The organism is Spirosoma sp. SC4-14 (assembly GCF_037201965.1).
Taxonomy (GTDB): domain Bacteria; phylum Bacteroidota; class Bacteroidia; order Cytophagales; family Spirosomataceae; genus Spirosoma.
Genome location: NZ_CP147519.1, coordinates 270,835 through 284,354 on the forward strand (window position 1 = coordinate 270,835; position 13,520 = coordinate 284,354).

The 13,520-nt window shown below is 53.6% G+C and carries 5 protein-coding genes; all 5 read right to left on the reverse strand.

The window, feature by feature from the left end; all coding sequences use genetic code 11:
• Window positions 1-32: 32 nt before the first annotated feature.
• The 5 genes from WBJ53_RS33250 to WBJ53_RS33270 all read right to left on the reverse strand — a co-directional run bounded on the left by WBJ53_RS33250 (window position 33) and on the right by WBJ53_RS33270 (window position 13,517).
• Window positions 33-2,504, reverse strand: coding sequence for a glycoside hydrolase family 95 protein (locus WBJ53_RS33250; protein WP_338877343.1), 2,472 nt, complete (start codon window positions 2,502-2,504; stop codon window positions 33-35).
• A 43-nt stretch (window positions 2,505-2,547) separates the two neighbouring features.
• Complete coding sequence (locus tag WBJ53_RS33255; RefSeq protein WP_338877344.1) at window positions 2,548-4,818, reverse strand: c-type cytochrome; 2,271 nt, start codon at window positions 4,816-4,818, stop codon at window positions 2,548-2,550.
• 62 nt (window positions 4,819-4,880) lie between these two features.
• Entirely contained in the window at window positions 4,881-8,033 is a 3,153-nt protein-coding gene (locus WBJ53_RS33260) for a hypothetical protein (RefSeq protein WP_338877345.1), read from the reverse strand.
• A gap of 50 nt (window positions 8,034-8,083) precedes the next feature.
• Window positions 8,084-12,463 carry a cellulose binding domain-containing protein gene (locus WBJ53_RS33265; protein WP_338877346.1) on the reverse strand — a complete coding sequence of 1,460 codons (4,380 nt, stop codon included), beginning with the start codon at window positions 12,461-12,463 and terminating at the stop codon, window positions 8,084-8,086.
• 76 nt (window positions 12,464-12,539) lie between these two features.
• Window positions 12,540-13,517, reverse strand: coding sequence for a DUF5017 domain-containing protein (locus WBJ53_RS33270; RefSeq protein WP_338877347.1), 978 nt, complete (start codon window positions 13,515-13,517; stop codon window positions 12,540-12,542).
• Window positions 13,518-13,520 lie beyond the last annotated feature (3 nt).

Consider the following 13,520-nt stretch of genomic DNA (forward strand, 5'->3'; position numbering starts at 1 on the left):
CATAGAGTTAATTACGATGCCTGAGAATTCAATTATTGAGCACGCGTGAGGGTAACCACCTGATTCGGCCTGGTCTCAATGTCATATTGTATCGTTTCGGGCAGGGGCTGGCTGTTGAGAGCAGCTTTTTCCGAGATAATGGGTTTGGCTACGGTATCGACCTGATAGAATGGGTTTGGATTGTCTCCCTGAGCCGTTTTTAACCGGACAGATGGGTCAGGTTTTAACGCCTGCGAAACCCGAATCCGACAGGTGCCCCCCAGCTTCGAGCGGATTTCGACCCGGCTTACTTTGCCGTCTTTCCAGTCAAGATTGACAAGCTCAAAACCACCCCGTGCGCGTAATCCTGAAACGTGGCCCGTTGACCAGGCATCGGGCAGGGCAGGCAGCAGCGTCAGCGTACCGTCGTGGCTTTGCATGAGCATTTCGGCAATACCGGCTGTGCAACCAAAATTACCGTCGATCTGAAAAGGGGGGTGGGCATCGAACAGATTCGGATAGGTGCCGCCCCCTTTCCTTTGTTTGCCCTCGGTATAAACGGGCGACAACTGATCGGTGATGAGTTTGTAGGCGTGCTGCCCATCCAGAAACCGGGCCCAGAAGTTCACTTTCCAGCCCATGCTCCAGCCCGTCGATACGTCACCGCGCTGGACCAGGGTTGTGCGGGCGGCCGTGAAGAGTTCGGGCGTTCTGTAGGGTGAAATCTGCCGGGCCGGGTACAGGCCAAACAGGTGCGACACATGCCGGTGGGTATCGGTAGGGTCGTCGAGATCCTGCATCCACTCCTGCAGCTGACCATACTGACCAATTTGCATAGGGGGTAGCCGGTTGCGGGTCGTTTGTAGCCTCGTTATCAGTTCTTTATCAACGTTCAGTGCCTGAGCCGCCCGGATGGTATTGGAAAACAGATCGAACAGCAATTGATTATCCATCGTCACGCCAGCCGCTATCGACGCTTTGATCCCTTTCGGATGGTTCTCGGGCGACATGGATGGCGATACAACCAGCCACTTGTGCGTAGGTTCTTCGATCAGGAAGTCAAGATAAAATTGAGCCGCTCCCTTCAGAGCCGGATAAACGGATTGCAGATACGATTTGTCGACACTATACAGGTATTTTTCCCAGAGATGTTGCGAAAGCCAGGCACCGCCCATGGGCCACATGCCCGAGTAAATACCGTCGACTGGCCCCGTAATCCGCCAGATGTCGGTGTTATGGTGAGCCAGCCACCCCCCCGAGCCATACATCACTTTAGCCGTTTCCTGCCCCGTCACCGACAGCTCTTTTATGAGTTGAATGAGCGGCTCGTGCATTTCCGGCAGGTTTGTCACCTCGGCAGGCCAGTAATTCATTTCGGTGTTGATGTTGATCGTGTATTTGCTATCCCAGGAGGGGTTCATGCGATCGTTCCAGATACCCTGTAAATTAGCCGGTTGCCCACCTGGCTGCGATGATGAGATGAGCAGATAGCGACCAAACTGAAAATACAGCGTAACCAGCTGTGGGTCTTTTCCGGTGGCAAAATTGGCCAGTCGAACGTCGGTAGGCTGGGTAGCGGCCTCCGTTGTGCCGAGGTCGAGGGCAACCCGGTTGAAATAGCGTTGGTAAACGGCGGTATGTTTCTCCCGAAGGGCATCAACCGATTGACCGGCAACGGCTTGTAGATTAGCCCTGACACGCTGGTCCGGGGCAGCACTGATGTCGTGGTAGTTGACGAAATTGGTCGCTATCGACACGTAGAGCGTAGCGGCATTGGCCCCCGAAATCGTGATGGCGTTGGTCGTGGTCGTTACCTTGCCGCCTTCATTTTTGAGGACAACCACACTTTCAAAATTTACTTTCCCCGGCACCTTCTCATGGGTGCTGGTCGTACCCGTCAGTATCAGTTCGCTGGCCTGCGTTTTGGTTTCTGAGGGCTGGTGCTGGCTCGTTTGCGAAGCGGTGAACGAAACCTGACCGGGTTTATTGGCCGTGATTCGGATGACAAGCACATTGGCCGCCAGCGAGGCAAACGCTTCGCGGGTAAAGGTTACACCATCAACCGTATAGGTTGTTTTCGTGATCGCTTTATGGAGGTCCAGTTCCCGGTAGTAATTGCTGACCGCAGCCGAATCGTGGCCGGGGAAGGTCAGATTGAGCTGTCCGACGGGCTGAAATTTCATGCCATAGTTTTTCTTCGACTGGATTGTTTGGGCTGCCACCCGGCTGGCCGAGTCGTTTTGGCCCTCAAAAATGAGTTGCCTGATCTGAGGCAACGCAGCCAGTGCGTCGGGATTGTCGTTGCGGTTGGGACTACCACTCCAGACCGTTCCCTCGTTAAGCTGAAAAATCTCTTTTTCAGGATTTCCGTACACCATGGCGGCTACATGACCATTGCCAATGGGCAGGGCGGCTTCCCAGACTTTACCGGCGGGTTTGTTATACCAGAGCTTCAGATCAGTAGCTTTCTGTGCAAAGGCTGGAGCAAGCAACCCAACGAACCCAATAATCAGTAATCGTTTCATTGTTGACATCGTACAGTATGATTATTCACCACTACTATTTTTGTTATTTCGTGATACTATTCTGCACTGCTTGCTCCTCTTTCTTTTGGGATTCCAGCTCAGACAAGGTCCAGGCCTGACTGCGCCCTGCGTGGCTGGTTCTGAGTTTTCTGATTTCGTCGGGTTTGACAGCGGGCGAGAGTCGGGAACTGCCGCCAAATTCGTATCGGATGTAGCTGAGAACAGAAGCGATCCATTCGTCGCTGTTTTCGGCCATTGACGGCATCACGCTGGGGTAGTCTTTCCCATCGACCGGCCCCGACAGGCCGTGTAGCAGAATGCGGATTGCCATGTTCTTGTTGTCGAACTGCAACCGTTTTGAGGCCATCAAAGGCGGGGCTGGCATGGTACCCCCTCCCACAGACAGTCCTTTTCCCTCGGGACCGTGGCAACTGGAACACAGCGATTTAAAGGTCATCGCGCCGTCTAAAATCAACGCCCGGTCTGCGGCTGCCAGCACACCTAACCGACGGCCAAACTTTCGAACATCTTCATTTTTGTCGAGAGCGGCTTTGGTGGCTGCCATCATCTCATTCGTTGCGTTATCGGCTATTATTTCGTTGAGCAGCGGAGCCGCTCTGCTGGATTTGCTGGCATAGACCGACAGCAACAACTGAACCCGTACATCGAAGCTCTCGTCAGCTTTGAGCATGCCTATTTGAGTAATCATCAGCTCGTCGTTGCGCTTCACATAGGGTTCACTAAGCCAGACTGCCGTTTTTCTGACCTGCGCGTTTTTATCGCGTAATGCCTGACCGATCAGGTCTTTGTCGATGGCACCAAGGCCTTCCAGGGTCCAGAGTGCGTGAATCCGGGCCAAATGTGCGTCTGTCGATTCGGGACTTTGCCGGGCAATAGCGAGTTGTTTTAGGGCGGGCACCACCGATTGATCTCCTCTGGCGATAAGCTGTTTTTGGGCATTATCGCGCCACCAGCCGTTCGGGTGCCCTAAATAAGCAATCAGCTGAGCACTGCTCTCATCCAGCATCTTCGGCCTGGCCGGCCGCTGGTAGCCTTCGTGTACAACCCGGTAAATCCGCCCGTGGCCCGTGTTTGCAGCCAGGCCCAAACTGTCGATCCGGTTGCGCAGGAAGCTTCCTTTTTTTGTCCAGTTGGCTTCCTGAATAATACCCCGGTGCATATCAACGATGTAGAGGTTACCATCCGGGCCGGTGTAGGTGTTAACGGGCCGGAAGTTCATATCAGAAGATGCCAAAAATTCCTCCTGCTGATAGGCGTTCTTCAGCGAAGTTTTTCCCGCGATGGTTGTCACCTTTGCCCGCCGGATAATTCGGGCAACCGGCTCGGCTACAAAGTAATCGCCGATTAAATCCGCTGGCAGATTATTTCCCCGGAAGATGGACTGGCCGGTACTGGCCGTGAAATGATTTAGGGTAACATTGGGCCGGAGCCGTTTGAAACCACCCTGCACGTCGGGGGTAGCTATGATTGGCCACACTTCCTGAAAGTCGGCCGTAAACTGATCATCAAAATTGAGATTACCGTAAACTGGGTTTATCTGAAAACTCAACACCGGATTTTCGCCCCCGGCGCTGGAGAAAAATAACCGGCCGTAATTATCGTGGGTCAATCCCCATTGCCCGCTCGACCCGCTGACGAGGGTATCAACCTGCATGGTGCCGTTTGTATACCGGAAGCGAACAGGGTCGTATGTCAGGTACATCCAGTTGTCGAGGTTCCAGTCCAGCCCGCTCCGCTGATGTTCCATGTTGTTGGTGTTCCTGTAGGTAGGATTGTCGTAGAGCAGCTTCTTTTTGTCGGCTTTTCCATCTCCATCGGTATCCGTGTAGCTATAAATGGCAATGGTATTGGTTTCATTAACCAGTAGTTCATGATTCACACACTGGATCATACGAGGCAACAGAAGCTTGTCGATGAAGACGCTGCTTTTGTCCATTTTTCCATCGTTGTCGGTATCTTCAAGGAGCGAAATCCGGCTAACGGGTTCCTGCTCACCGCTCCCGTCGGCATCCTGCATGTAGGTCAGCATTTCGGCTACGTACAGCCTGGCGTTACCATCCCAAGCAAGGGCAACCGGTTCTTTGATCATCGGTTCGCTGGCCACCAGTTCGAGGTGATACCCCTGGGGAAGATGCATGGTCTTCATGCTCGCTTCAGGCGATAGATAGGCACCGGTCGGATTGGGGTTGAAAACGGGTTTTACAAACGGCGCTGGCCCTGCCACCCGCTTTGGGGTAGTACAGGTTAACATCAACAGAGCAACAATGGGGAGATTAACTAAGGAGCGCATCATTTTTTATGTTGTTTGTTTATATCCACATGTAAAAATCAGATAGGATAATGTATCCAGTTCGGCTATCTACTTTCTCCAACCACGTTTCCCGCCTGCCTGACGCGGATGTGCGAGCGGTGACTCGTATCGGCATCGAACACCAGCGTGTTGGTCTGGTCTTTCCAGGTGATTGTTGCGCTATTGTTTTGGTAGCTGATAACGGGTAGTTCGTCGCCAAACCGAAATGGGATCAACAGAATTCGGTAGCGAACTTCTGTGCCGTATCGATTGATTGTTAGTCTGTTATAGCGTTGTGGGCCTTTTCCTTCATCGGGTCCGTCGGTTGCGGTTTCCACCACCGGACCAGCTTCTTTTTCTCCGCCGGAGAGGTCAACGACGAGTAAAAGTGGATCTCCTTTTTTCGGATCAAGGGCCGGACCCGCACTGGGTTTGGCCCACGAGTCAGCCAGCGTTTGGTCATAGGCCAGCACGGTGGTTCGGTCTGGCCGGTTTTTATAGCTGGCCTCCCAGACCCCCCTGGCAAGCATGGCGGTCCACTGATACCGGTGCAACTGTCCGTCTTTTTTGGCATCATCGACCACCACGGCATAGGGATGCAGCCCTTTAACCAAACCCGTTGAGCGATACACATAGTCTACCGGATTCCAGGGTGCCCGCAGGGTTGGTATCCAGTTGGAAAAATTAGACGTGGGCCACCAGGGCCGCATTTTATACTGACTTGTTCCTTTGAAGATGTTGATAATGCTCGTATCTGGCTCCAGTTCCCAGCCACGGGCCTGAAAGGCAGGGTCGATGGCAGAGAATCCTTTCCCCCAGTCCTGTACCTGCGTGCACCACTGCCAGGAGTAGGCATAACTTTGATCGGCGGTGGCAAAGGCTGCATCGGGGCTGATACGGGCTCCCAGGTATTTGCCGGCTGCTGGTGGGCCATCCGCTTCGGCTTTTCCGTCGATCAGGATTTCGTTGTGGTATTTCCCCGAATATGTTTTCGGAAACGGTGATTCAGTAATCCAGTTCACACCCAGCCCCGACATATAAAACATACCAATGTCGGCATGGTGATGCCCCGATCCGATGTAGTGATTCGGGCGAACGTGCAGACACAGCCAACTGGCGTTTTCGGTTCGGTCGCTGGCGGTCGAGAATACCCCGTGAACCGCATCATTCCAGTCGAGGGGCAGGTTCAGATCGGCACGGGTGGTTGGCTTCCAGTCAACAATATAGGGGAAGCCCACGCCAAAGCCTGGGTAGGTTGGGCCCGGCAGCCGAACGCCTTTGATGCTGGCTTCCAGTTGATCATGATAGCGGGCTAAATCAAAGCTGGCCAGATCGAGGTTGGGCAACTGCGCCTGAATCAAATAGTCGGCCGCCCGGTCATTCGGGTAGAACGCTTTCAGTTCGGTGACGGTTTGCAAGGCTAATGGGCTGCCACCCCAGGTGCCACTACTGACCGTTTCCCGTCTATCGGGTGAGGTGGTGTATACTTGTGCGGTGAGCATTTTCCGAAGATGTGGGTGTCCCCAGAGGTTATCGCCCCGGCGAGCCTGCATAATCATGGCCAGAATCTGGAATTGCATGCCACCGCCACTTTTTCCATTGCTTTCAAACATCTGCCCGTTTTTGTCGATGCCCCATTCCAGAAAATCGCGGGCTAATTCGCAACCCGACGCATAGGCTTCGGGGTCGAAACCGTCGAGTCCTTCGATGGTGGCAATGGCCAGATGGTGAGTCAGGTGCCAGGTCAGGTGGTTCATGTCGCGCCAGGCCCGTCGCGGCCCGTCGCCCCCGCCCGTTCTGCGACCATAGGTTGCTTTGGCAATCAGTTGCTGCATGGTATGCAACTGCTTCGTTGTCATGTATTTACCAGCAAAATCGAGCGAAAAGGCCAGATCCATATGGGGTACAACCGAGTGCATACCCCGCCAGTGTGTTTCCGAATTATTGGCATAATCGGGGCTGGTGCCAAACTCGCTGTCGGAGGTCAGCAGGTGTGCGTCTACTTTTTTGTCGATCAACTGGTAATACGTACTGATCGCACTGGCGACCTTTTTGCCCAGTGTAGCATTATCCGTCAGCAGGCAATACAAGGCCATCGTGGTCAGGCAATTGGTTACGTAATTGATGTGTGAGGTGGTAATGCCCGGCTTGTGATCTTTGGTCAATGATTCAACGGCGTAGACCCCGCTACCCTTGTTTACCTCTGCCTGCTCCGACAACTCGCCGGAAGCCAGTTGATCGAAGACCCTGCCGTCGCTGGTTGATGGGTTCCACCAGGTTTTGCGAAACAGGACTTCGATTTCTGTCATCGACTTCTGCGCCGACTTGTTTTCCCGAATGTGCTGTTGCAGCATCGGAACATCGTCGGGACTGAACAACAGCCGGGGATACACGCCCGGTGGGGGCACTGCCGACCCCAGCAGTTTCTGATTAAAGCCCGTCAGGTCATACTCGCTACGGGGCGTTTCGGGCCACTCGGCTTCGGGACCGTCAAGAATCTTTAGCTGGTCGGGGGTAAACCGGGCATGGGCCGTCACCGGGCCTTGTGCGGTCAGCATCGGAATGGAGCGGGTGGCAATAGCAGGGTCCATCAGCTTTTCGGGCGTGTCGAACAATGTCACGATACAATCGTCGAGGGTTGAATTCTGCCCCTCCCGGTAGGTAATTGGTTTGTCGCTGATGAGCAGTAACCCCCGTTTTGTCTGATAAACCTGTTTGCCAAAGTGTTTCGCCAACGCGTTGGCCGATACATAGGTGGTCTGCTTCACCACTCGTTTTTCGACCGATTCAGGCAGTGTAATTGCCGGTCTGTATATGTCATACACCCAGCGGCTGGCCAGCATTTCCAACCCGGCCGGTACTGGTTTTGGATGGATTGCGTTCGGCAGTGCTGACGCTATACTAATGACTGATCCAAAGGTTTCGGGCACAAAGAGGTTACCATTTTGGATAAATGCTTCGGCCCGCAGTAGGTCTATGGTATCTAACCGAACTTTGTAGCCATTGACATACGCATAGCGACTACCCGCAAAAAGGGCCGTTGTGCCCCTGATTGCTTCCAGTGCTCTGGGCTTTCCCGACCGGGTGTAAGGCAGGCCCTCGTTTTGGGGAGGAGCGGGCCAAACGGTCGTTTGCGGTGCCTGACCATAGCTCAGTGTAACTGTCAGGCAGGCAGTTACGAGAAAAGCGAGTTGTTGAGTAAACAAAAACTGTGACATGAGCGCAACGTTTAAGTAAGCCCCGGTCAACTACCGAACCGGGGCTGCGATTACTTCTTAAGTAGCCGACAGTAACGTACCTGCTGATCCGTTTGGACCTTCAGTAGATAGATTCCGGTTGCCAGGTGACCAACCGTAAAAGGAGTGCCGAACTGCGTATGCTCTTGGTGAACGATTCGGCCAGTTGTCCCATAAATTGTCACATCGATGGGGCCAGCCGATTCGCCCGCACGGATGGTTACCTGGTTTTCGACGGGGTTCGGATATGCGCCTATGACCAGTTCGGTACTCTCCTGAGCCGCCCGCCGGGCACCCGATGCAGGCTCGGTTCCGTATAGCAACTGCAGGCTGCCATCGCTGGCTTTTTTGTACAGGGTGATATGGTCATTGTCGGCCATAGGAGCTGCCACTTTATACGAATAGTCGTTTGTTTCGTCGAAGTTCGACCAGTCATTTTTGGCTATTCGGTATTGAATGTTGCCGGTGTTACTTTGTGGATATAGACTGCCCAGCGTAGAATCGAACTTCATCTCGAAATAGGTGTCTGTTCCGGTCATCAGCGTCGGTGTTTTGACGAATCGGCCACTTACTTTTCCACTGCCCAGCTCGGCATAATCTATCCAGTAATTAAGCGGCTGGGTACCGTCGGCCGTAAACCAGTAGCGAACCGTTAGGTCTTTATAGGCAATCGGCGTGTTGCCCGTGTTGGCGATTTTGAGGTACGTACTGATCGTATTGGTACCGGTATTGCTGTTCCTGTTCTCCGACTGGGCTTTCACCTGCAAAACCTGCGGAACCAGTGGCGGTTCTGTTCCCCATATCAATTGCGGTGCTCCGCCAGCCGTTGTTCTGTAAATGGTGATTTTATCCGTAAGGGCGTAACCAGCGTTAGCGGCATACGAATAATCATCGCTTTCGTCGAAATTGGTCCAGTTCTGCTTCGAGATGCGCGTCTGGATTTCGCCGGAGTTGCTGCCAGCCGCCAGATTACCAGCCGATGGAAGAAACGAATACTCAACGTAGCCCGTAGCACCCGCGCGGGGCTGGTCTAACCATACGTAAGCCATCTTTACATTGTCGTTACCCAGTTGTGCATAGTCGAGCCAGGTGTTGATCGGTGCATAATTCTCCGCTGTAAACCAGTACCGAATCGTCACCTCACTGTATGGAACCGGCGCATTGCCCACGTTGGTCAGTTGCAGTCGTGGGCTAATCTGGTTGTTGGTAAGTTGTCCGTTGTCGCCGTCTTTGTACTGAATTTTCAGCGTGACCGGCAGGCTCACGGTCAGCGTAAACCGGGTATCGCCCGTCAGTCCGTTGGGGTCCGTTGCTGTGAGCGTTATGGTCGAGGTTCCGGGGGCGGTTGGGGTTCCGCTAAGTATACCGTTGGCAAAGGACAAGCCGTCGGGTAAATCCGCTGCTGCAACCGTCAATCGACCCGGCGTTTCGACATCCGTGAACGCGGGTGTGGTCAGGCTAAAGCTCTGTCCCACCGTCGCGGTCTGGCTGGCGATGGTGGCTGAGGCAATGGGTGTCGTATTCGTCGGAATGCCGGATAGCGTCTGGTCGAAATTCTGCCAGCCATTACCCAGATCGGCCTCATCATTGGAAGATACGGTCAGAATTTGTTCGTTAGCAGCCAGCGACACCGCCGTTGTACTCAGCACCTGCGCCAATTGCGTCGGTGCATCGGCCCGCGAAAAATGAACTTCGTTTGTGTTTCCGGCTACCAATCCCGCACTGATATCGACCGTGGCATCAGTCGGGCCATTGTTCCGGAACGACGAAAAGGATTTGCCGTTTAGCTTGACCACCAGGCCTTTGACCGAGCCATCCGTTATCCGGCTTACAACCGCATCGCCCACCGCATCAGCATTCCGAATTTCGATGATGAAGTATTTTTTTGTCGAGCCGGGATAGGTATACAGGTTCGTTCCGTCGGATAGATTGTAGCGAAAGATAATTTCTTCGGCCTGCTGCACATCATCCCGCAGCACCCCGGCAATACCGGTCGTTACGGTCGAAAAATCATGCTCGTGGATAATGGCTTTCAATGTGCCGTAGGTGTAACGTTTCCCCGCTTCATCGACAACCAGATTTTTGGGATTGAGCAGCCCCGTCCGGCCATAGGTGAACCGAACCCGACCGTCGATTTCCAGCGCCTGCGCGTCGGTATTGTTGGTTGGATAGGTTTCGACCAGCCCAATCATCCGGTCGGGTAGGGTTATCCATTGCTGGTATGACGACCAGGGTACTTTGCGCCCCGTTGGCCCGGAGGTCTGGTATTGCAGGTCAGACGTAGACGAAACCGACGAAGCCGTTTTGGCCACGCATACCTTTGGTTTGATGTTGGTTGCCATGTATGCCCAATCCTGCCACTGCGTACCTGTGTTAGTCCGCACGTGAACTTTGGAATGCACCGCCATCAGGGCCGCATTCATTTCGTCGTGATTGGCCGAGCGACCTGTTTGGGTGGTCATCGCACCCACGAACGTTTGCAGGCCGGGTTCGGGATCACCGGCGGGCGACACACTACGGGCCGTGATACCATACGAATACCGCCCATACCGGCCCCGTGGCCCCTGAATATTCCGGTCGTACACTACATAATTATCGGGTAGTGGTTTGCCGGTCAGGTTCGCTTTGTAAAACGAGGCATAGAGTGGGCTGGCCGTGTAGCCGTAAATGGCTTTTAGCTGATCAAATTTGGTTTTCAGATAAGGGTTTTCGGTCACGTACAGTAATGGTTCGCCCGAAGCACCCAGGGCACCATTCCACTGGGTTTTCCAGGCTGGCGCGGTATAAAACTCCTGTACATCCTGTGCTTCGATACTCAGCACTTCGTAGTTGGCCCCCCGGCTCAGGCCATCCCAGGCGGGTTGATAGTCCGATACGGCCCAGAGTTTAGCCAGCGAATTGTAGGTGGCTCCGTGGTAGTTGGCTACTTCGTTCTGTGTCCGGATATAGCTGAATGCTCCATCAGGATACTGGCCTGTGCCACTTGCCTGATTGGTAACCGAGTTGATGATGGTTTTGGCGAAATTGATCCAGTCCGGATTGTTCAGGAATAAGCCCGCGTGCATTAACGTCTCAGCATACGAAATATCGCGGTTGGTGTAAGTGCCCTGGTTAAAGGCGGGTTCAATCGCCCGGTAGTTCGTTCCGGCCTGATAAGCGGCATCCTTCAATCGCTGGTCGAGCGTCGGCGGAATATAACCTGAGAACGAAAGATCAGCCATGCGCCAGCCGTAGGTGATTGGGCCAGTAGCAAACCAGTCGTTCATGCCATTGTCGGTACTACCCGGAATCTCACCAACTTCGCCCCCGCCATTGAGTTTATAATCATCGGACGTGGCATAGACGATTTGCAGAAACCGTCGGAACAATTCACCATTGTACTGGTAATCGCTCAGGGGCGACACTAAAAGCCAATGTAGTTGTTCCAGCGTTACGCCGAGCGTTCGGCAGGTAGCAAAGCTACTTCCCGGAAATACAAACACCCCCGGTTTGGATTTGGGGTATACCACCGGGGCTTGCGACAGATACCCAGACGCCCAGTTACTCAGGCTCTGAATAAACGGGTTGTTCGTTGTTACCTGAATTGCCGGATTAAAGCCGATGGCCTTGTCGGGGACGACAGGAGCCGCTGGCGAGCTGTTCTGTAACTGCACGATCTCACTGGCTAGCGCAGTGGCTTCGTCGGCAAAGCCCGAATCGGCGGCCATTTGCTGACGTTCCTGCGCAACCTGAATAGCGATGTCTTTCAGGCCCGCCAGATCACCCCGCGTTGTATAGGGTTTGAAGACCACATCGTCGATCCAGAAGACTTTCGGAAACGGGCCTGTCGGCAGCGCGGTGGTCGTGTTGGTATTGGGCCGTATCGAAATCCGCATATTCGTGCGTTCGGCATCTGTCCAGCCTGTCAGGTCAACGACCATTTTATACTGCTTCCAGCCGGTCGTTGACCGGAAAAGGGTTGCAAACGGGGGGGCTCCGTTGGTCGTTGTACTCTGCGTCGATTTCAGCACGTCTACCGTAAAGAGGTAGTTGGCGGCATCGGCTTTCATGAAAAACGACAGCTCGTATCGGTCTGCGACGATAGTAGGAGTGGCAGGGAACACCTGAAACAGCTTGATGTCATTCCGGTTCGTCTGTTTGGCAATGTTGATATAAAGCGAATTACTGCCTGAGTTTTTTGTGGTGTTGTCAATTTGGGCTGTACCGCCTGAACAACCGCCGGTACAGGAGCCCGTTACGAACGTCAGCTGCCATTTGCCTGCCTGAACGGCACCGAGTGTACCGGCGGTGGTTGTCGTAAAACTAGCAGCACCAACCGGATACGACTCGAAGCCGCCATTAGTAACAAAATTGGTTTGCGCCACTGCGGGCCTGAGCAGACAAAGGAGTATGAGTAAAGGTAAGTGTCTCATTTTGAAGAGTTAGGAAATGGGCTGCTTTGAGTTTTACAGCTTCTGTGACTAGGAAGAGAAGTACAGGGGGCTAGCGTTAGGGCGTAACGGTAATCTGTACCTGCCTGACTACGTCCTTTCGATCATTCACGTTGCTGTTTTGGGCTATGAACGTAACGGTGTACGTGCCCGCCGTTTTGAAGGCATAGCTGTAGGTGTACAGGGCATTATTTGCCGTATTTTTAATGACAACTCCAACATCTGGCTTCACTGTCTTTGGGTTTACCTTGCTGGTAATCAGCCAGTCGTCGTTATCATCTACGCCAACGGTTGTGCCGGGGTCGAAGGTAATGGGGTAGGACGACCGGATGACTTTGCCACTGGTGTTACTGACACTCGTGGCGGCCGACACATTGGCCGTTCCCACATCCCAGGCTGTTGCCTGATTTTTGATGCTGAGCTGCACCCAGCCCGTATTGGCAAAGGTCGACAGGAGTGGCGTTTGCGTCCCGTCTGCTACCTTATTCGTTAGCGTCAGGTTCTGAATCTGCCATTTGCGCTGCGGATTAGCGATATCTTTTTTACCCAGAAACCGGAACGCAATCGCTACTGAGTCCGCTGTGTTGAAACTCGTCAGATCAATGGAGTCGGAAGTTGTATACGAGGTGCTTAGTGCTTTGGGCCATTTCGTGTTTCGGGCGGTTATGTCGGTCCAGGTAGCACTGGCGATTCCATTGGCATCGTAGCTTTTCAGATTAGTCGACACCAGCAGCCGCAACGAATCCTGGCTGGCCAGAACGCCCTGTTGCATGGCCGACTGAAACACGAGTTTGTCTACCCCCGCCAGTGACGTACGACTTCGATTCTCATAGCGTTTACCAATTTCGCCGGAGTAGAAAACAAGCTGGTCAGGGTTGCCGCCTGTAAATGTAAATGGAACTGTTTCGCCTGCTTTGACCGTCGTTTTGGTCGTGCTCACGTCAAATGACGGTGCATCGACATCCGTTTGCCGACAGGCGGTAAGCGAGGCAAGCAGGAGCGCCATACTGCTTAGGGAAATATTGTATTTATTCATGGT